This window comes from Ruegeria sp. HKCCA4633 (assembly GCF_013034605.1).
Classification (GTDB): domain Bacteria; phylum Pseudomonadota; class Alphaproteobacteria; order Rhodobacterales; family Rhodobacteraceae; genus Ruegeria.
The window spans coordinates 955837-973304 of sequence record NZ_WQGJ01000001.1 but is presented as its reverse complement, the minus strand read 5'-3'; the positions used below and the strand labels follow the sequence as shown (position 1 = coordinate 973304).

Below are 17468 nucleotides of genomic sequence, written 5' to 3'. Positions count from 1 at the left end.
GTCAGTCCAACCGGACGCCTTCGCGCTGCAGTCTTTCGCGCAACACGTCAATTTCAACCGTCAGATCACTGCGGTCATCCAATAGCATTTTGCGCGTACGCGCGGCGAAATTCTGTTCCAGATCGTCCAGCAAAGCAGAGTAATCCGCAAGCGCCTGCGCATCGCGGGTTCGGGCGTAGACGTCCGCAAACTTGACGGTCGCGTCCCGTGCGCCCTGCAAATACACGGTCAGGTACTTTCTGGCACCGGCCAGATCGCGGGGGTCTTCTTCGACTGTGCGGAACAAGTCCCGCGCAGTGTCCTGAAACCGTTCGACGCGGGCTTCGACCCTGCGGTCACCCGCGCGTTTGATGGCGTCCGTCATCTCAGACAGATGTTTCTCGGCATCGTCGACGACGCGGGCCACGCGATCCTGCTGAAAGGTGTCGATCCCTTCCATGCCCTTATCCTTCATCGGATCAATGCCGAATGAGACCGAGTGCAAAACGGTAGCCGCCACTCCAAAAAGCACCGGGGCCAACAAGCTGGCTTGTGCCGCAGTTTCTGCATCCAGAAACTCGGTCCTGTATGTGGCTAGCCCTGCACCCAGGCCCGTTAGAATGCTGGCAAATATCTTGCGCGGAAAAGCAGGCCGTCGGGCGGTCTTTCGGGCGTTATACGCGGCTTCGGCCCGCAAACCTTCGCGCAGCAGGAACGCGGCAGCTGTCAGGATACCAGCTGCGATCAGACCGATGGTCATGCCGATCGCGCCATCGTTCAGCGACAAAAACACCAAAGGAATGGCCGGAAGAAACAGAAGATTGGCACGGGCACCAGCGGGCTCGACCCGTGCACCGTCAAACTGTCCACGTGGCACAGGTGTATCGTCTGAGGTATCGCCCTGCGGGCTGTACTTGCCGCCAAACCGCTTTGCCATGGACTACAGCCCCCCGAGCAGGCCGGTGCAGACACCAAGCAATAGCAGCAACAAAACAGCGTAGGCGAGTTTTTGCACTCCGCTTCCGGACATCACGCCCCCCAAACAGCACCATTCCCTGAAAATTTAGGGGATGCGCGGGCTTAGCGCTAGGGGGAAGGTTGACGAACCTGCATCACTTGCGAGGTTTCTTGCCGATCGGTGCCCGTTTTCTTTGCGGTCGCGCCGGGCGCTTGGGTGCAGCATCTGGTTTCGCGTCTGCGTCCAGCCCAAGTTGTTCACGCATCACTCGGCGACGCACCTCTTCCACTTCACCCTGTTTCAGATCGCCCAACTGGAACGGACCGTAAGACACGCGCAAAAGGCGGTTTACTGTGAACCCGATATCTTCCATCGCACGGCGGATTTCGCGGTTCTTGCCTTCCCGAAGGCCAATGGTCAGCCAGGCATTAGCCCCTTGCTGGCGGTCAAGTGTAACGGTCATCGGCTGAAACCGCTCTCCTTCGATCACCAGCCCTTTGCGCAGTGGCTCGAAATCTTCATCTTTCGGTCGGCCATTCACCCGCACGCGATATTTGCGCAGCCAACCGGTCGAGGGCAGTTCAAGCTTGCGCTTGATCCCGCCATCATTGGTCAGCAACAGCAAGCCTTCGGAGTTCAGGTCCAGTCGCCCGACGCTCATCACCCGTGGCATGTCTTCGGGTAGCTTGTCGAAAATCGTTTCGCGGCCTTTTTCGTCGCGCGTGGTTGTCACCAATCCCGCAGGCTTGTGATACAGCCACAGGCGCGAGGGTTCCGGTTCCGAGACGGGCTTGCCATCAACAACGATCTTGTCTTTTGCCGTGACGTTCAGGGCAGGGCTGTTGATGGTCTTGCCATTCACGGCCACACGACCTGCTTCGATCATGCGCTCAGCCTCACGCCGCGATGCGATGCCAGCACGGGCCAGGACTTTGGCGATCCGGTCGCCGGGAGAAGGGGTCTTGTTCATGTCAGGCCCATAACCCATCCGGCGCGCTTGCGAAAGGCAGGTTTCTGATGCAGTCAGGGGCATGGTGTTCAAATCGCATATGGAGCAAGCCCTGGCCGAGGCGCGCGCAGCAGCAGATCGCGGCGAGGTGCCCGTGGGGGCAGTTCTGGTTGGTCCAGACGGAAAGGTCGTGGCTGCGGCTGGGAACCGGACGCGCGAGTTGAATGATCCAACGGCCCATGCAGAAATCTTGGCTCTGCGCGAGGCCTGTGCAAAGGCGGGGTCTGAGCGGCTGCCAGAACATGATCTATACGTGACGCTGGAACCCTGTGCGATGTGCGCCGCGGCCTTGGCGGCCGCGCGCATCCGGCGAATCTACTACGGCGCGGCTGACCCCAAGTCGGGCGGAGTGGCCCACGGCGCGCGCGTGTTTTCGCACCCGCAGGCGCATCATGTGCCCGAAGTCTATGACGGGATCGCCAGTGAAGACGCAGCGGCGCTTTTGAAAGACTTCTTTGCATCCCGCCGCAAGGACGTGCCGGACTGAAGCCCAGCCTACAGTTTGATGGGCTGCATCACCTGTGGCTCGATCACATCGACACCCGGAAGCTCGTCGACCAGCACCTGTGCAGACTGTTCGAGGATCGGGAAGGTCTTGTAGTGGCACGGAATAACCGTCTTGAAATTGAAGTATCGCTTGGCGGCATAGGCGGTGGCCTTCATGTCCATGGTAAAATGCCCGCCAGCTGAAAGGATCCCGATATCGGGTTTGTAGTAATCCCCCATCCAATCCATGTCAGCCATGATGTCTGTGTCGCCGGAGGCATAGAGCATTTTTTCCTCAGCAGCGATCATAAAGCCGACCTCACTACCGCCGGTGCGCAAACCGTCGGGCGTTGAAAAGGTAGAACTATGAGAGGCCGGGACCATTGTCACCATGACCCCGTTCAGGTTGACTGTGCCGCCCTTGTTGAAGCCTATCGTTTCTATTCCTTCGGCTTCGCTCCAATACCCCATCAGGTCATATTGCCCGACAACGGGGATTTTCAGATGTTTGGCCAGGGGCAGTACATCAGCCACATGATCAAAATGTGTATGAGTCAGAAGGATATGAGTCGCACCGTCCAGCGCGGCATCGTGCTGATCTTCGGGCAAGACCGGATTGCCGGTCAGCCAGGGATCGATCAATAGAACCTGCCCCTGCGTTTCAATGCGAAAACTGCCATGTCCCAGCCAAACAATATTCATTCCCAATTTCCTCCCAAATGGTGTCTTGGCAGTAGCCTAGCATCGGCTATGTAAAATTCCATGGACTGGATTCGAGAAATTGATGGCTATTGTGAACGTTTGTCACCGGAGTATTGGGCCGAGCCAATCAATGCGATTACAAACGCCGCCTTTCTGATTTCTGCTTGGCTTATGGGGCGGCGGGTGCGCAATCAGGACATGCCGCTGGCCATGATTCTGGTCGCGCTTTTGGCGATGATCGGAATCGGCAGCTATCTGTTTCACACGCATGCGCAGGCCTGGGCAGCGTTGGCAGATATAGTGCCGATCCTTCTGTTCATTCTGGTCTATATCTTTGCAGTGAACAGGGACATCTGGCGGATGTCTTCGCCGTTCGCGCTTGGGGGAACAATGCTCTTTTTTCCCTATGCTGCCGCGACCGTTCCACTGTTTCAGCTTTTTCCAGGGCTCGGCGGATCGGCGGCCTATGCGCCGGTCCCGTTGTTGATTCTGATCTATGCGATCCTGTTGCGGGGCCGTGATCCAATCCTGGCCAAAGGGTTGGCAATCGGAGCGTTGATCTTGATCCTGTCGATCACGTTCCGCGCACTTGATTTGCCGGTTTGCGGGCACTGGCCACTGGGTACGCATTTCATGTGGCACATCCTGAACGCCATCATGCTGGGCTGGATGATCGAAGTATATCGCGCGGCCCTGATACGGGGCCGCTTTTCAGCAGGTCTTAAAGCCTGAGAGCCGGGCGGGGCGATCCCTTTTAACTATCCTCTAATCAAGGAGTATCAGCCCCCGTATTTAGGTCGGTCCTGACTCAATCCTGAAAGGCGGCGGCCAGATGGTCGGGCAGGTCGAACTCAGCCAAAACCCGCGCACGGCCGTCGGATGACATCTTACGGGCAGTCTTTTCAACGATGCTCTGGATTTTCTCAGCCGAGCGTTTTGCGGCAAAGGGTTGGAAATACCATTTCAGGAACACAAAGCAGATTACATCTTCCAGCGCCTGCACCTCTTCATCGCGCTTGATGCCTTGCTTGCGCAACATGCGTCCTGCGGCCTCGACCTGTTCAGCGTCATAACCTTCACGCGTCATCAAACCCATGACCACCTCGGCGTGGTGCACAGCCTGCGCCTTGCGCCAGGCCAGATAACCTGCGCGGCCTTCTGGGTATTCGCTGCGGGCGAGTTTCCACCTCTCTACATGTTGGCCACGCGCCGCAATCCGTAAGGCGTCAGAGGCGTTCGGAAACAAACGGTCCAGCTCGGCGGTCATGCGTTCGCCGTAAAGCTGCGCTTCGGGCCGGCCGTCGTCGAGGTTGGGGTCATGTGCATTGGCTGCATCGATTGCGTCCAGAACCGCTTGTTTTTGCGCGCTCATTTCTAGCTCCATTGGCTTAGCTGCGCCACGAGAGTCCCGCGGCCGTTTTGGTCGTGTCGCTCATGCTAACGGCTCGCCATGGGAGATGCATCCTCGAAAATGCAAAGGGCCGGGTCAGAGAGGGGAAATCTGACCCGGCCGAGACCTGCGCTTTATTTGGCAGGTTTAACCTGATCCTGTGTGACGGGTTCCGCGACGGGGGACGGGAAGGTCAACGTGCGTGTCAGGTTGCTTGTGTCGATACCCAAAGCCATGGCCGGTGCGGCCAAAAACGTGGCGGACAAGACTGCGGCTGTGATCAGGGATTTCATTTTGTTTCTCCGGTTTGCGTTGTGTCGCATAATTCAAAATGAACAGAATAGTTTAGTTTTCAAGGTCGAAAATGAACTAAACAGTTTACTTATTTGTATATCCCTCATTCAGTTTTGAATGGCAGGTGAAAGACCGGGAATTTGAAACTCTGACCTGCCCGTGGCGCAGCGGTCTTGCGACTGCCGCAACAGACGGGTAAACGCCCCATAACGTAGATGAGGGAAGCCGATGTCGATTGACCAAAGCACCGCCGCCAAAGTGGCCAAACTGGCCCGGATCAAGGTCGAGGATGACGCGCTGCCGGCGCTGGCATCCGAATTCAACACCATCCTGGGTTTCATCGAGCAACTGAACGAAGTGGATGTCGAAGGGGTCGAGCCGATGGTTTCGGTCACGCCGATGCGCCTTAAGCGCCGTCAGGACGAAGTGACTGATGGCAACCAGCAAGACAAGGTTCTGGCCAATGCCCCCGACGCGCGCGAAGGGTTCTTCGCAGTCCCCAAAGTGGTGGAGTAAGACATGAGCGATCTGAACAAACTGGGCCTGGCCGAGGCCCGCGACGCGCTGCGCAAAGGTGACGTAACCTCGGTCGAGCTGACCGAATCCTGTCTGAAGGCCATTGATGAGGCCGACGCGCTGAACGCTTTTGTCCATAAGACGCCCGAAATCGCGCTGGAGCGTGCCAAAGCAGCGGACCAGCGGATCAAGGGTGGCGATGCGCCGTCCATCTGCGGCCTGCCGATTGGTATCAAGGATCTGTTCTGCACCAAGGGCGTGCCGTCACAAGCCGCGTCGGGTATTCTTGAAGGCTTCAAGCCTGAATACGAATCTACCGTGTCGCAGCAATTGGCTGATGCTGGTGCGGTGATGCTGGGTAAGCTGAACATGGACGAATTCGCCATGGGCTCGTCCAACGAAACCTCTGTCTATGGCAATGCGGTCAGCCCGTGGCGCCGTGGCAATGATGATGCACAACTGACACCCGGTGGTTCGTCGGGCGGGTCAGCCTCTGCCGTTGCGGCAGATCTGTGTCTGGCCGCGACCGGCACCGACACGGGCGGTTCGATCCGCCAGCCTGCCGCGTTTGTGGGCATCACGGGTATCAAACCCACCTATGGCCGTTGTTCGCGCTGGGGCATCGTTGCGTTTGCATCCTCGCTGGATCAGGCAGGTCCGATGACCAAAGATGTGCGCGATGCGGCCATCATGCTTGAGGCGATGTGCGGACATGATCACAAGGATTCCACCAGCGCCGAGTTGGCCGTGCCGAATTTCGAGGCGATGCTGACTGGCGATATCAAAGGAAAGAAGATCGGTATCCCCAAGGAATACCGCATGGACGGCATGCCGACCGAGATTGAAAAGCTCTGGGCCGAAGGGGCTGAGATGCTGAAAGCTGCTGGGGCCGAGATCGTCGATATCTCGCTGCCGCACACCAAATACGCACTGCCTGCGTATTATGTGATTGCCCCGGCCGAGGCGTCCTCGAACCTGGCCCGCTATGACGGTGTTCGCTATGGTCACCGCGCGCAGCTGGCACAGGGCGACGGCATCACCGAGATGTACGAAAAAACCCGCGCCGAAGGTTTCGGTCACGAGGTGCAGCGTCGTGTGATGGTCGGTACCTATGTGTTGTCGGCAGGTTTCTACGATGCTTACTACAACCGTGCGCGTCGCGTACGCACCCTGATCAAAAAGGACTTCGAGGATGTATTCGCCGCAGGCGTTGATGCCATCCTGACCCCGGCAACCCCCTCGGCGGCCTTTGGCCTGGGAGAAATGACCGAGGCGGATCCCGTTCAAATGTATTTGAACGACGTCTTTACAGTGACCGTGAACCTGGCCGGTTTGCCCGGTATTTCAGTGCCTGCAGGGCTCGACAAACAAGGTCTTCCGTTGGGTCTGCAGCTGATCGGACGCCCGTGGGAAGAGGGTGATCTGCTCAACACCGCCTATGCGCTGGAAAACGCGGTTGGTTTTGTGGCCAAGCCCGGGAAATGGTGGTAAGCCTCGGGCATCTAAAGCACGAGATACGGAGCCAAGTGATGCGCGTTTTGCTTTTGGTCCCCGCCCTGACACTGGCTGCGGCCTGTACGGATGTCGCGCCGCTGACCAGCACTGGGTTCAATACGCCCGAATACCAGGCACAGCGCGAGGCGCAGTTGGCTGGGCAAGGCGCAGCAGGCAACCCGCTGCTGGCTCCTGTCGATGTGTCCCAGCAGCCGCTGGGCGCGCCCGGTTCGGCAGGCTTCGCAACCGGTGAAAACGCTGATATTGCCAATCAGGCCGCTGCAGCCTTGGCCAGCACGTCAGGGCAGGGCTCTGGCGTTGTGCCTGCGGCACCAGCGTCAAACAACAGCGCAATTTCCGACGAGCAGGACTTTGCGGCGGTGTCCGAACGGCGCAGCATCGAATCCGACGCCGCGCGGATCGAGCAAAACCGCCAGACCTACGAAGTTGTGGCCCCGACCGCCGTGCCAGAGCGCAGCGCAAGCGGTCAGCCCAACATCGTACAATACGCCCTTAGCACCTCGAACCCGGTCGGTACGCAGCTCTACAGCCGCGCAGGCTTTAACCTGCAGGCAAAAGCTCAAAGGAACTGCGCGCAATTCCCATCCCCCGATCAGGCACAGATCGAGTTCCTGTCAAATGGCGGGCCACAGCGTGATCGCAAAGGGCTGGATCCCGACGGGGACGGCTACGCCTGCGGTTGGGACCCAAGCCCGTTCCGCAGTGCCGTCAACAACTGAACTCTCACCCATTTGGCACCCGTCGCCTAACTTCGGCGAACGCCGAGACGGTCTAACGCCGTCTTTGATCGTGATTCATTACACAGCCATGGGCAGCGCGCAGGCAGCTCTGGAGCGTCTCTGTGACCCGAAGGCCGAGGTTTCAGCCCATTACCTGATCGGCAATGATGGAACGCTTTGGCAGATGGTGCGCGAAGAGCACCGCGCGTGGCACGCCGGGGCAGGGGAGTGGGATGGCAAGGACGACATAAATTCGCGATCGATCGGGATCGAATTGGACAACACAGGATCACATCCCTTTTCCGAACCACAAATGACGACGCTCGAAGCCCTGCTGCCTCGGATTATGAAAAATTGGTCGATCACTGCATCGGGTGTGATCGGCCATTCCGACATGGCTCCGGGCCGCAAATCAGACCCCGGTCCACATTTTGATTGGCAACGGCTAGAGCGGCAAGCTTTGGCAAAGCCACGCGGTCCAGACATCGCGTCAGCCTCACCAAGTCCGGGGGAATTCCGCGCCGCCGCGCGACGGGCAGGTTTCACTGCCCCGGTGGATGATGTTGAACTATTGGCGGCAGTTCGGCTGCGATTTCGCCCCTGGGCAAGTGGCTCGCTTGAAACCGCGGATATGAAGGTGCTCGCCCCGCCGGACACAGTAACCTGATCCGCTCTTCATCTGGCTAAAAATACCTCGGGGTTGAATTGGCCATAGGCCAAGAAGGGGCTGGCCCCTTTGCCCGCTTTCCACTCTTGACGTCGCAGGGCGCAAAGCCTACCCATCCCCGGCGCGGAGGGCCGGATGGCCGCTGGGGTCGCAAGGCCCGAGAGGAAAGTCCGGACTCCACAAGACAACGGTGCCGGGTAACGCCCGGGCGGGGCAACCCGACGGAAAGCGCCACAGAAATCAGACCGCCACACGTGTGTGGTAAGGGTGAAACGGTGGGGTAAGAGCCCACCGCGCCACTGGCAACAGGGGCGGCACGGCAAGCCCCACCGGGAGCAATGCCAAATAGGGTCCCCGCGCGGGATGGTCGGCGTATGCCGATACCACCGCTAAGCGCGTCTTGGCCGAGAGGGACCGGGTTGGCAGCTTGAGCCGCGCAGCAATGCACGGCCTAGAGGAATGGTCATCGAAGGGGGCAACCCTGGAACAAGATCCGGCTTACAGGCCCTCCGCGCGTATTCCTTTACCCTCCGGGCGGTGTGTACGCTCCGGTCAGCCTGGCCGCTTTTTCAGTAATTGAAACAAACTCGTCAGCTGTCCAGGCGCGGACCGTTTCGACATTTGTCACCGCACCCGACGCCGCAACAGCCATGCCTACGGCCACAGCGTCGGTTCCGTCGGGGGCTTCGCTGATCACAACAACGTCGTTGCCGCCCGTTGTCATGTAAAAAGACAACAGCCTGCCGCCGACTTTCTCGAGCAAGGTTTTTACTGGGCCGGTGCGGTTCTCGGGCTTCTGCAACATGCCTTTGACGCCAGCTTGCGAGTAAGATGCATAAGTAATGAAAATTGGCATTGAAACCTCCGTGTTGTGACAATCAATTGGGGCCATTGCATCGGCTGGCCCCAGGGGCCGATTGGTGTCAGCTGCCGCTAAGAAACGTGGAAGTGATCAACCAAACACCTGCGCCAATCAGCGCCACACCCGAGACCGGAACCAGCCAGCGGGCAGTGGGCAGCAATTTTTCAAGCGCCACATAAGCGGCGATCCCGGCGATCCAGTAGAGGTTCATGATACCGCCGACGAACAGAAGCAGCATCAGCGCCCAGCAGCATCCCAAGCAATAGGTTCCGTGCAGGCCGCCTGTTCTGAACGCCCCCAAAAGACCGGGATGGTTGTGGTCAGCCAAAAATCGGGCAGGGCTTTGGCAATGACGCAGACACGCGGTCTTCAATTCTGAAAACTGGTAGATGCCTGAGGCCAGCAGAACGGTCCCCGCAAAAATGCAGGATCGGATTGTCATCATCGGTCCGTCAGACAGGCCGATGAGTTCTAAACCCCATTGCAAAGCGGTAGCGGCAAGACTGAAAGCCCCCCACGCCACGAGATAGCCCGACAGAAAGCTTAGGCCGTAAGTCGCGGTGCGCTCTTTGTCTGGACCAACGCGTTTGAGCGCGGTGAACAAAAGCACTGCAGGGGCAGCGCTTGGGGTCATCATCGCGATCATCATGACCCACCACATGAGAAAGATCAGCAGGGCATAACCGGTGCTCCAAGGCGTGGCAGAGCCCATGGTCATGGGCTCACCTATCGGGCCAGCCATCCGCGTCATCTCGATTGCGGACATGTTCATCCCAACCCCGGCGACCGTGTACCATGCGGCACACAGAATGATCAGAAAAACACTGCTCAAAACGATCACAGTGTCCTGCCGCAACAGCCGCTCAACTGCCCCGGCTTGGCCTGACGATTTCTGCTTGGTCATGAGACATCCAAAGCTATGCGCCCAATACGCCGTGACCCGAGATGTTCAGATGTGCCAGGTGGGCATGGGTGGCATCTAAAGTCAGGCTGATCTCGCTGCCGGTGGTTTTTGCCGTGCCCGAGGCAGCCTCGGCGTGGCGGTACTCAAATCCGTTTGGCAATTGGATCGATGCCCGATGGGGCGCCCCAGAGACGATGTGGGGTATCGGGTTGACCTCGACGTCGAAAACACCGGTGACTTTTGCATATCCAGTGCGATCTTCCCGGCTCCAGTCCAGTTCGATCGGTACGAATAAGGTTTCATGCTTGGTCGGAGCCATCGCGCTGAAGACGTACCAGAACGTGGCCATTTCGTCGGTGTCTTCTCCGGTCATGATCGCCTGCAACGCGGCCCGCTGACCGGCTGAGGCGCTTTCATCAATGATCAGTTGCATCTGACCGTTGCCTTCATGAATCGGGCCTGGCCAATGATAAACACCTGCCGCCCGAAGGCCGCCCAGATCGGTGTCACCATAGTGGCCGCTATGGATGTCAAAGACCACAACCGCTTCGCAATTGCCATGAGACGGCAGAACGCTGAACTGGCAAGGACAGCCGAAGTTGCAATTGCAATTGGCCAGTTCCTCGGCCTGGATAACCCATTCTGTCATGATAGCCCCCCAAGAAAAGTCGCATTAAAGAACTCTGCTCAACACAGGCCGGTCCTGTTGATGCTGCCTCGGCTATGAGCCTGAATTCGGCTTCTTGGATGCGAGACCGTATCACGAATCCGTGATATGGACAAACTTGATGGCGGTTTAGTCGTGCATTTTAGGCTTTATCGCAGGCCTTAGTCGCGTTGGGGTTGAACACTGTATTCGTCACTACATTCAAATGTTAGATTTGAGGTGCAGTTTTTTGATCCGGGAGGTTGGTTATGAGCTTTATGAAAACGCTGGCGTCTGTGGCCATTGGGTTTGCTGCGGCCAAGGGTATGGACAAGTATCAGAAGATGGGCGGCATGGCGGGCTTGCAAGACATGATGCAGGGCTCTGGTGGAGGATTTGGCATGGACCAGCTGGGCAAAATGGCCGAGCAGTTTGGCTTGCCCGGGGGGGCAGCGGGACTTCAGGACATGATGGGCAAGATGGGACTTGGTGGCAGTGCCGCCGGAGCCGCCGGTTTGGGCGGCTTGTTGAACGCCATGCAAGGGGCTGCCAAAACCGCCAACCAGCAGGCCGGTGATATGATGGAAACGGTGTTCAGCGGCACACCTGCAGGCGCAGCGATGGAAGCACAAGCCAAACTGATGCTGCGCGCCATGATTCAGGCGGCCAAGGCAGATGGCGAGCTGGATGATCACGAAAAAGAAATCATTCTGGGTGAATTGGGCGACGACATCAGCGACGAGGAACGGGCGTTTGTACAAGAGCAGTTGAACGCACCGATTGATGTCATGGGATTGGCGGCTGATTCTGGCGCGCCGCTGAGAGCGCAGATTTACGCCACGTCTTTGGCGGCTATTCGTCTGGATAACGCGCGTGAAGCGTCATACCTGCGGCAATTGTCCACTGCGCTGGGTCTTTCAGACGCGGAACGGGACCAGATTCACACCTTTATGGGCGCACCAACTCTGCCGGACTAACGCCGAGTGGGATTCCTGTGACTGCATCGGCCGATTGGCCTTGACATAGACGGTGCAGCGCGTAAAAGCGCACGCTCATAGGAATTCAACCGAAAGGCCCCTGCCTTTTCGGACGCAGGAGACAACCATGGCGAAGCCGACGACAATCAAGATCCGCCTGAACTCGACCGCGGGCACGGGCCACTTCTACGTGACCAAGAAAAACGCGCGTACCATGACCGAGAAAATGACCATTCGTAAATACGATCCGGTCGTTCGCAAGCATGTCGAGTACAAGGAAGGCAAGATCAAGTAATCTGCCGTTCCACGTGGACATTTTTTAAAAGGGCTCTGTCAGGCAGAGCCCTTTTTCTATTCTGCATCGCCGTCTTCTGCTGAGTAGATTGGACCAGATCGATCTGGGTCCGTTGCAGAGGCGCATCAGCGCGTGATGCAATCGCATCGGCTGCGGCTTGCTTTTTTAGGCGACCTGCAAGTACGCTTCAGCAAACCGCCACAAAATGTTGAGCGCCATGAAAAAAATCTTGTTGTCCACAATCGCCGTCCTGACCCTAGCGGCTTGTGAAGATCCGTTTAACCGCGAAGGTGTCGGATTTACCGGAATCGATGGGGAGCCACGCACGATCTCCGATGTACCGGGCGCCGTTGCCTTTCTTCCAGATGCGACCAACGTGCCTGCAGAGCTGGCGAAACTTCCAACTGTAACGCTGCGGGTCGATGAGACCGACCCATCCAAAGTCGCGTCAGTGGCAATCGACAACGGTGGGCAGACGCCAAATACAGCTGTTCAGCTAGAGGGCAGCGACACAGACCTGTTCCTCAGTACAGTCAATGTCAACGGCACTTTGTTCGGCGTTTTGCGTACATCTACGAACAGCGTAAAAGTCGATAACTCGATAGGGGTCGGCTTTGCGGAAGAGACTGAACGATTCACCGGATGCCTTCCCTCTGGCAATGTATTCCGCAAAGGAACTTCCGAGCGGAGTTCAGGTTTCGCCGTTCCGCTGAACTGTAGCTGATCACGTTTCGACTCGACTAATAAAACCCCGCCGGTCCGGCGGGGTTTTTCGTTTTCTTGCGACCCGAAGTTGTTTGTTGAAGCAAAGAAAAGGGCCGGTGAAAACCGGCCCTGTAATCATTGTCTTTTCGCAGCTGTTATTCCTGTTGGCCCATGAACATGAGCAGGAACTGGAACATGTTCAGGAACGAGATGTACAAGCTCAGCGCGCCGTCAAAGGCCGCCTTGTCCAGCCACTCCTGGTCGCCATGCGCAGCATGTGCGACGTAGGTGTTCTTGATGTCCTGCGTGTAGAACGCGGTCAGACCAGCAAAAATCAGGATGCCGATGGCGGAAATAGCCAGCATCATGACGCCAGACTGCAGGAACAAGTTGATGATCATTGCAACCAGCAGACCGATCACACCCATCATCAGGAAGGTGCCCATACCGCTGAGGTTACGCTTCGTGGTGTAACCGTAAAGGCTGAGGCCGGCAAAGGCGATTGCAGTCACCAGGAAGGTCTGCGCAATCGAGTAGGGCGTGAAGACCATGAAGATCGAGCTCATGGATACGCCCATGACCGCTGCGAAGGCGAAGAAGCCCAGCTGTACGGTTGCGGCCGAGCCACGACGCATCAAAGCGCCCCAGCCAAAGAAGATGAAGGCCAGAGGGGCGAACATTACAACCCACTTTAGTGGCGACAGGAACAGCGCACCACCGAGGCTGGTCAGATATCGATCAGCGCCGATCTGTGCTACGGCATTGGACGGATCGCTGGTTACTGCCAGACCTGCAATCGCCCAGGCCGCCAGTGCTGTAATCAGCATGCCTACGGACATTGTGCCGTAGACTTTGTTCATGTGGGCGCGCAGGCCCTCGTCAATCTCGGCGGCGCGCGCGCCGGATACCGTCCGGATCGTGTCGAATTGTGCCATCAAAGGGTCTCCCTTGTCGAATATCTTAGTCGCCCCGAGAGTGCGGGGCGGTTTCCCAGTAAATATCGGCAACTAGAGGCTATGTTTCAAGAGATTCCGGATGAAAACCGACTAAAACACGCAACAAATTTGGCGACGGGAGATGAAACACCACCCATCGCCTTCAAAATATGAGTTTTGAAGTTATCTTTTCCAAAAATCAGGTGCGTCCCAGAAGAACCGGCGCGCCTCAGCAGAGGCTTCAGCGCGGGTCACTCCGATATCCTCAAGCGCGGCATCGTCCAGGTGCGCCAGAGCGCGGCGTTGCCGGGTCAGTTCGATTGCCTGAAAGATTCCCACCATCAGGGACCGGTTGGCTGGCTTGCAAGTCGTGTGAAGTGCAACTTGGGTCATGGTCTTTGTCCTTTCCTGGTTTCGCGATGCTTTTTGTTTTCAACATCAATTTCCTTGATAGATATGGATGCATGTGTCATATTTTCAAAACGAATATTTTTGATGTCATCCATAAGGAATCGTGAAGATGCGAAATCTGGACATTACGACCCTGCGATCCTTCGTGGCCGTTGCAGATCAGGGCGGTGTGACACGTGCTGCCGGATTTCTGCACCTGACCCAATCTGCCGTATCCATGCAATTGAAGCGTTTGGAAGAGCTTTTAGGTCTGGAGTTGTTGGATCGAAGCGGCCGTACCATTGCGTTGACTGCATCCGGCGAGCAGCTGCTGGCTTACGCCCGCCGAATGATTGCCCTGAATGATGAGGTGATCGGTCGTCTGACGGATCAAGCTTTTGAAGGCGAGGTTGTTCTCGGTGTGCCCCATGACATTGTCTATCCTGCGATCCCAAGGGTCTTGCAGCGGTTCAACGTAGATTTTCCACGCGTGCGCGTGCAATTGGTGTCATCGTATTCGCTGCAGCTGAAAGATATGTACAAGCGTGGTGAATGCGATTTGATCCTGACAACTGAACCATCTGCGGCTGAGGCGGCAGAGACAATAGCAGAGCTTCCTTTACGCTGGATTGGTGCGCCGGGTGGGTCTGCGTGGCGCAAACAACCGCTGCCGCTGGCACTTGGGCGTAGGTGCCTGTTCCGGCCACAGGTGATTTCGGCATTGGATGCGGCGGGAATTCCTTGGGAGCTGTCAGTTGAAACCGAAAATGACCGGACGATCGAAGCCACGGTCAGTGCTGACCTTGCAGTTAACGCCATGTTAGACGGAACCGAAGCTTCGCATCTCGAGCAAATCGATTCCGGTGGCGCGCTGCCTGATCTGCCAGCCCACATGATCAACCTTTATGGCGGCGAGCCAGGCAGGGGCGCAGTTGTTGAGGCGCTGGCGCAGCTAGTGCGCCAGAATTTTCGGATGCTTGGAAGCACCCCATTGCGTGCGGTCGCGGGGTAAACGCGATCAGGGCGTGATTACAATCTTGCCCGTCGACTTCCGCTCTTTGAGCAGTTGCATCCCCTGCGCGACGTCCTCAAGTTGCAGTGTATGGCTGATATGCGGCTTTATGCGCCCTTCTGCGTGCCACCGGAAAAGGGTTTCGAAGCTGTTGCGTACGGCCTCGGGGCGGAATTTTAAGTATCCGCCGATGTAAAAACCGATGACGGTCAGGTTCTTGACCAACAAGTGGTTTGCAGGGATTTGCGGCACCTCGCCCCCCGCGAAGCCAATTGGAAGCAAGCGGCCTTCGGGGTTGGTGGCACGAAACGCAGCTTTGAACACGTCGCCGCCGATGGCATCATAGACGACATCCGCGCCGCCCAGTGCTTTGACCCGCTCTCTCAGGTCTTCTGAGGCGTCGATCAGATGATCGGCCCCTGCGGCCTGGGCCACGGCAAGTTTGTCTTCGCCCCGCGCCTGCGCGATAACTGTCGCGCCCATGAGCTTGCCGATCTCGACTGCAGTCAAGCCAACGCCGCCCGCAGCGCCAGTCACTAAAAGTGTCTCGCCCGGTTGCAATCTCGCTCGATGATCCAGCGCCATGTGACTGGTGCCATAGGCGATCTGGATTGCGGCGGCCTCTTCAAAGCTAATGCAATCAGGCAATGGGATCGCGCGTTCGGCATCAAACACGCCGTATTCAGCCAACCCGTCCTGTCCGGAGTAGACCGCAATTCGATCGCCCGGTTTCAAACCCGACACGTCGGGCCCGATTTCATCCACAACGCCCGCGATTTCCATGCCCAGGGTAAAAGGGGCTGGGGGCGTGTCCTGATAAGTGCCTTTTTGCATCAGCAGGTCGGCGAAGTTCAGACCGCACGCCTTGATCGCAACCCGCACTTGACCCTTCGTTGGTGTTGGTACTTCAAGATCGCACAGCTCAGCCGGTACTCCGGTAGATTGAACGCTATAGGCCCGCATTTGTCCCCTCGCAATTTTGGGTCATAGGCACGCGTGAGGTGGCGAAAGTCAATTGGTTTGGTACATCAGAGGCAACGCGAAACCAGCAGGTTTCTTGCAACCAAGGCAACCGGGCACGTAGGGCGCAACGCAATACAACCACAACCCTTCAAAAAGGGGTATGACTCAACCGTCTTGAAAAAAATTCAAAAACCGGCATTATAAACGCCTAGTGCTGTTTAGGGGGGCGGCACAGTCCGTATTAGGGGTGCATTAAGGGGAACCCTCTAATTTTGCGATAGCGGACGTCGCGACCTCCAACGCAGATGTTTGTGTAGTATAGGAGAATACCAATGACTCATCACGTCGATGTCCATGTGGGCAAGCGCGTTCGGCATCGCCGCTGGCTGATTGGCATGACCCAACAGCAGTTGGCGCAGCAAGTTGGTATCAAGTTTCAGCAAATTCAAAAATATGAAACCGGAGCCAACCGAATCAGCGCTTCTCGCCTGTGGGATATTGCCGAGGCATTGGAAGTGCCGGTCAGCTTTTTCTTTGAAGGTTTGGAAGAAACCCAGAAAAGCGAATCGGACAAAAAATCCGTTCCTGCCGACCTGATGGGCGACAAGGAAGCATTGGATCTGGTGCGTTCATACTATGCGATTCCGGAAAATCAGCGTCGCCGTCTGTTCGAGTTGGCGCGAGTTCTCAGCGACGTCGCCTGAGTGACTTGACTTTGTTGGACATTGCTCGCACCTGTGAGCGATGCAACCAACGATCCAAAGCGACATCGAAATTGCCGAAGAAATGGCCGAAGCAGCACGTTCGGCCATTCTTCCGTTTTTTCGTCAAACAAATCTTGAAACGTCAAACAAGCTTACCGACGGGTTTGACCCTGTAACGGTGGCTGACCGCGCCGCCGAGCAAGCGATGCGAGAGGTTCTGTCCCGGCAGCGCCCAGAAGACGGTATTCTGGGCGAAGAGTTTGGTGCGCATAAAGGCTCCAGTGGCCGCACTTGGGTATTGGACCCTATCGATGGGACCCGCGGCTTTATCAGCGGAACGCCAACCTGGGGTGTTCTGATTGCGCTGAGCGATCACGATGGGCCATTTATGGGGGTCATCGATCAACCCTATATCGGAGAGCGTTTCATAGGATCGCCATCCGGCGCTCATTTGACCGGGCCTTTGGGCACCAGTAAAATGCAAACGCGCGATACCAGAACACTGGATCAGGCTACTTTGTTCACCACATTTCCCGAGGTCGGCACCTCAAAAGACCAGGCCGGGTTTCAGGCCGTATCCGAGCAGGTGCAACTAACGCGGTATGGAATGGATTGTTACGCCTATGCGCTTCTGGCCGCAGGACAGGCGGATCTGGTGATTGAGGCTGGCCTGAACTCTTACGACATTCAAGCACCTATCGCTGTAATTCAAGCGGCAGGGGGGATCGTGACAGATTGGCAAGGTGGCCCAGCGCATGATGGTGGTCGTGCCTTGGCTGCCGCGAACGCAGAGCTTCACGCCGCAGCCCTTGAGATACTGCGCCGATTCTGAACACTGTT

23 protein-coding genes and 1 other RNA gene are annotated in these 17468 nt (G+C 57.2%); 13 read left to right on the top strand and 11 right to left on the bottom strand.

All coding sequences use genetic code 11. From position 1 onward, the window contains the following. Position 1: 1 nt before the first annotated feature. Both GOV85_RS04860 and GOV85_RS04855 read right to left on the bottom strand, forming a co-directional pair. Complete coding sequence (locus GOV85_RS04860; protein ID WP_171175538.1) at positions 2-916, bottom strand: 5-bromo-4-chloroindolyl phosphate hydrolysis family protein; 915 nt, start codon at positions 914-916, stop codon at positions 2-4. Between the two features lie 175 nt (positions 917-1091). Next, positions 1092-1970: a pseudouridine synthase gene (locus tag GOV85_RS04855; RefSeq protein WP_171175536.1), complete on the bottom strand. Its 879-nt coding sequence runs from the start codon at positions 1968-1970 to the stop codon at positions 1092-1094. On the opposite strand from GOV85_RS04855, the gene GOV85_RS04850 reads away from it, so the two are divergent. Then, the gene (locus tag GOV85_RS04850; RefSeq protein ID WP_171175534.1) at positions 1969-2433 is read left to right on the top strand and encodes a nucleoside deaminase; all 465 of its coding nucleotides are present in this window, start codon (positions 1969-1971) and stop codon (positions 2431-2433) included. The two genes, GOV85_RS04855 and GOV85_RS04850, sit on opposite strands and share 2 nt — an antisense overlap. Positions 2434-2441: 8 nt before the next feature. Here the strand turns inward: GOV85_RS04850 and GOV85_RS04845 are convergent, their stop codons facing one another. Beyond that, a complete protein-coding gene (locus GOV85_RS04845) occupies positions 2442-3134 on the bottom strand; it encodes a metal-dependent hydrolase (protein ID WP_171175532.1) in 693 nt (230 codons plus the stop codon). A gap of 60 nt (positions 3135-3194) precedes the next feature. Here GOV85_RS04845 and GOV85_RS04840 point away from each other — a divergent pair, with 60 nt between their 5' ends. Beyond that, entirely contained in the window at positions 3195-3866 is a 672-nt protein-coding gene (locus tag GOV85_RS04840; protein ID WP_171175530.1) for a ceramidase domain-containing protein, read from the top strand. Positions 3867-3942: 76 nt separating this feature from the next. Here GOV85_RS04840 and GOV85_RS04835 read toward each other — a convergent pair whose 3' ends face one another. Together GOV85_RS04835 and GOV85_RS04830 are read right to left on the bottom strand one after the other, a co-directional pair. Further along, the gene (locus GOV85_RS04835; RefSeq protein ID WP_171175528.1) at positions 3943-4506 is read right to left on the bottom strand and encodes a DUF4202 domain-containing protein; all 564 of its coding nucleotides are present in this window, start codon (positions 4504-4506) and stop codon (positions 3943-3945) included. 152 nt (positions 4507-4658) lie between these two features. Further along, complete coding sequence (locus GOV85_RS04830) at positions 4659-4817, bottom strand: hypothetical protein (protein ID WP_171092527.1); 159 nt, start codon at positions 4815-4817, stop codon at positions 4659-4661. A gap of 229 nt (positions 4818-5046) precedes the next feature. Between GOV85_RS04830 and gatC the strand changes: the two genes are divergently transcribed. From gatC to rnpB, 5 genes are all read left to right on the top strand, one after another. Beyond that, positions 5047-5334 (top strand): Asp-tRNA(Asn)/Glu-tRNA(Gln) amidotransferase subunit GatC, encoded by a 288-nt coding sequence (gene gatC, locus GOV85_RS04825; RefSeq protein ID WP_171092525.1) that lies wholly within the window; start codon positions 5047-5049, stop codon positions 5332-5334. Positions 5335-5337: 3 nt separating this feature from the next. Continuing rightward, positions 5338-6825 (top strand): Asp-tRNA(Asn)/Glu-tRNA(Gln) amidotransferase subunit GatA, encoded by a 1488-nt coding sequence (gene gatA, locus GOV85_RS04820; protein WP_171175526.1) that lies wholly within the window; start codon positions 5338-5340, stop codon positions 6823-6825. Between the two features lie 38 nt (positions 6826-6863). Then, entirely contained in the window at positions 6864-7568 is a 705-nt protein-coding gene (locus GOV85_RS04815; protein ID WP_171175525.1) for a hypothetical protein, read from the top strand. Then, positions 7552-8235 (top strand): N-acetylmuramoyl-L-alanine amidase, encoded by a 684-nt coding sequence (locus tag GOV85_RS04810; RefSeq protein WP_348540105.1) that lies wholly within the window; start codon positions 7552-7554, stop codon positions 8233-8235. Before GOV85_RS04815 ends, GOV85_RS04810 begins: the two co-directional genes overlap by 17 nt. A 123-nt stretch (positions 8236-8358) precedes the next feature. Continuing rightward, positions 8359-8752, top strand: an RNA gene (gene rnpB / locus GOV85_RS04805) — RNase P RNA component class A. Positions 8753-8758: 6 nt separating this feature from the next. Here the strand turns inward: rnpB and GOV85_RS04800 are convergent. The 3 genes from GOV85_RS04800 to GOV85_RS04790 form a co-directional block, all read right to left on the bottom strand. Then, on the bottom strand, positions 8759-9091 hold the full coding sequence (locus GOV85_RS04800; protein WP_171175521.1) for a GYD domain-containing protein: 333 nt from the start codon (positions 9089-9091) through the stop codon (positions 8759-8761). Positions 9092-9158: 67 nt separating this feature from the next. Then, positions 9159-10001 (bottom strand): DUF2182 domain-containing protein, encoded by an 843-nt coding sequence (locus tag GOV85_RS04795; protein WP_171175519.1) that lies wholly within the window; start codon positions 9999-10001, stop codon positions 9159-9161. Positions 10002-10014: 13 nt separating this feature from the next. Then, positions 10015-10650 (bottom strand): DUF1326 domain-containing protein, encoded by a 636-nt coding sequence (locus GOV85_RS04790; RefSeq protein ID WP_171175517.1) that lies wholly within the window; start codon positions 10648-10650, stop codon positions 10015-10017. 266 nt (positions 10651-10916) lie between these two features. On the opposite strand from GOV85_RS04790, the gene GOV85_RS04785 reads away from it, so the two are divergent. The 3 genes from GOV85_RS04785 (at position 10917) to GOV85_RS04775 (ending at position 12643) form a co-directional block, all read left to right on the top strand. Continuing rightward, positions 10917-11624 carry a DUF533 domain-containing protein gene (locus GOV85_RS04785; RefSeq protein ID WP_171175515.1) on the top strand — a complete coding sequence of 236 codons (708 nt, stop codon included), beginning with the start codon at positions 10917-10919 and terminating at the stop codon, positions 11622-11624. A 127-nt stretch (positions 11625-11751) separates the two neighbouring features. Then, positions 11752-11919 (top strand): 50S ribosomal protein L33, encoded by a 168-nt coding sequence (gene rpmG, locus GOV85_RS04780; RefSeq protein ID WP_037309480.1) that lies wholly within the window; start codon positions 11752-11754, stop codon positions 11917-11919. 217 nt (positions 11920-12136) lie between these two features. Further along, entirely contained in the window at positions 12137-12643 is a 507-nt protein-coding gene (locus GOV85_RS04775; RefSeq protein ID WP_171175513.1) for a hypothetical protein, read from the top strand. 136 nt (positions 12644-12779) lie between these two features. Here the strand turns inward: GOV85_RS04775 and GOV85_RS04770 are convergent, their stop codons facing one another. Both GOV85_RS04770 and GOV85_RS04765 read right to left on the bottom strand, forming a co-directional pair. Beyond that, a complete protein-coding gene (locus tag GOV85_RS04770) occupies positions 12780-13559 on the bottom strand; it encodes a Bax inhibitor-1/YccA family protein (RefSeq protein ID WP_171175511.1) in 780 nt (259 codons plus the stop codon). Between the two features lie 183 nt (positions 13560-13742). Then, a complete protein-coding gene (locus GOV85_RS04765) occupies positions 13743-13952 on the bottom strand; it encodes a DUF1127 domain-containing protein (RefSeq protein ID WP_171175509.1) in 210 nt (69 codons plus the stop codon). Positions 13953-14079: 127 nt separating this feature from the next. Here GOV85_RS04765 and GOV85_RS04760 point away from each other — a divergent pair, with 127 nt between their 5' ends. After that, a complete protein-coding gene (locus GOV85_RS04760; protein ID WP_171175507.1) occupies positions 14080-14961 on the top strand; it encodes a LysR family transcriptional regulator in 882 nt (293 codons plus the stop codon). Between the two features lie 6 nt (positions 14962-14967). On the opposite strand, the gene GOV85_RS04755 is transcribed toward GOV85_RS04760, so the two are convergent. Beyond that, a complete protein-coding gene (locus tag GOV85_RS04755) occupies positions 14968-15924 on the bottom strand; it encodes an NADPH:quinone oxidoreductase family protein (protein ID WP_171175506.1) in 957 nt (318 codons plus the stop codon). 332 nt (positions 15925-16256) lie between these two features. Between GOV85_RS04755 and GOV85_RS04750 the strand changes: the two genes are divergently transcribed. Beyond that, positions 16257-16628, top strand: coding sequence for a helix-turn-helix domain-containing protein (locus GOV85_RS04750; protein WP_171175504.1), 372 nt, complete (start codon positions 16257-16259; stop codon positions 16626-16628). 40 nt (positions 16629-16668) lie between these two features. Continuing rightward, positions 16669-17460 (top strand): histidinol-phosphatase, encoded by a 792-nt coding sequence (gene hisN, locus GOV85_RS04745; protein ID WP_171175501.1) that lies wholly within the window; start codon positions 16669-16671, stop codon positions 17458-17460. Positions 17461-17468 lie beyond the last annotated feature (8 nt).

Excerpts from the sequence above, each read along its gene's own strand:
- hisN (WP_171175501.1), top strand. The coding sequence starts at position 16,669 with ATGCAACCAACGATCCAAAGCGACATCGAAATTGCCGAAGAAATGGCC.
- GOV85_RS04800 (WP_171175521.1), bottom strand. The coding sequence starts at position 9,091 with ATGCCAATTTTCATTACTTATGCATCTTACTCGCAAGCTGGCGTCAAA.
- GOV85_RS04790 (WP_171175517.1), bottom strand. The coding sequence starts at position 10,650 with ATGACAGAATGGGTTATCCAGGCCGAGGAACTGGCCAATTGCAATTGC.
- GOV85_RS04775 (WP_171175513.1), top strand. The coding sequence starts at position 12,137 with ATGAAAAAAATCTTGTTGTCCACAATCGCCGTCCTGACCCTAGCGGCT.
- GOV85_RS04785 (WP_171175515.1), top strand. The coding sequence starts at position 10,917 with ATGAGCTTTATGAAAACGCTGGCGTCTGTGGCCATTGGGTTTGCTGCG.
- GOV85_RS04860 (WP_171175538.1), bottom strand. The coding sequence starts at position 916 with ATGGCAAAGCGGTTTGGCGGCAAGTACAGCCCGCAGGGCGATACCTCA.
- GOV85_RS04845 (WP_171175532.1), bottom strand. The coding sequence starts at position 3,134 with ATGAATATTGTTTGGCTGGGACATGGCAGTTTTCGCATTGAAACGCAG.
- GOV85_RS04770 (WP_171175511.1), bottom strand. The coding sequence starts at position 13,559 with ATGGCACAATTCGACACGATCCGGACGGTATCCGGCGCGCGCGCCGCC.
- GOV85_RS04750 (WP_171175504.1), top strand. The coding sequence starts at position 16,257 with ATGACTCATCACGTCGATGTCCATGTGGGCAAGCGCGTTCGGCATCGC.
- GOV85_RS04830 (WP_171092527.1), bottom strand. The coding sequence starts at position 4,817 with ATGAAATCCCTGATCACAGCCGCAGTCTTGTCCGCCACGTTTTTGGCC.
- gatA (WP_171175526.1), top strand. The coding sequence starts at position 5,338 with ATGAGCGATCTGAACAAACTGGGCCTGGCCGAGGCCCGCGACGCGCTG.
- GOV85_RS04755 (WP_171175506.1), bottom strand. The coding sequence starts at position 15,924 with ATGCGGGCCTATAGCGTTCAATCTACCGGAGTACCGGCTGAGCTGTGC.
- GOV85_RS04815 (WP_171175525.1), top strand. The coding sequence starts at position 6,864 with ATGCGCGTTTTGCTTTTGGTCCCCGCCCTGACACTGGCTGCGGCCTGT.
- GOV85_RS04850 (WP_171175534.1), top strand. The coding sequence starts at position 1,969 with ATGGTGTTCAAATCGCATATGGAGCAAGCCCTGGCCGAGGCGCGCGCA.
- GOV85_RS04760 (WP_171175507.1), top strand. The coding sequence starts at position 14,080 with ATGCGAAATCTGGACATTACGACCCTGCGATCCTTCGTGGCCGTTGCA.
- gatC (WP_171092525.1), top strand. The coding sequence starts at position 5,047 with ATGTCGATTGACCAAAGCACCGCCGCCAAAGTGGCCAAACTGGCCCGG.
- GOV85_RS04840 (WP_171175530.1), top strand. The coding sequence starts at position 3,195 with ATGGACTGGATTCGAGAAATTGATGGCTATTGTGAACGTTTGTCACCG.
- GOV85_RS04835 (WP_171175528.1), bottom strand. The coding sequence starts at position 4,506 with ATGAGCGCGCAAAAACAAGCGGTTCTGGACGCAATCGATGCAGCCAAT.
- rpmG (WP_037309480.1), top strand. The coding sequence starts at position 11,752 with ATGGCGAAGCCGACGACAATCAAGATCCGCCTGAACTCGACCGCGGGC.
- GOV85_RS04765 (WP_171175509.1), bottom strand. The coding sequence starts at position 13,952 with ATGACCCAAGTTGCACTTCACACGACTTGCAAGCCAGCCAACCGGTCC.
- GOV85_RS04855 (WP_171175536.1), bottom strand. The coding sequence starts at position 1,970 with ATGCCCCTGACTGCATCAGAAACCTGCCTTTCGCAAGCGCGCCGGATG.
- GOV85_RS04795 (WP_171175519.1), bottom strand. The coding sequence starts at position 10,001 with ATGACCAAGCAGAAATCGTCAGGCCAAGCCGGGGCAGTTGAGCGGCTG.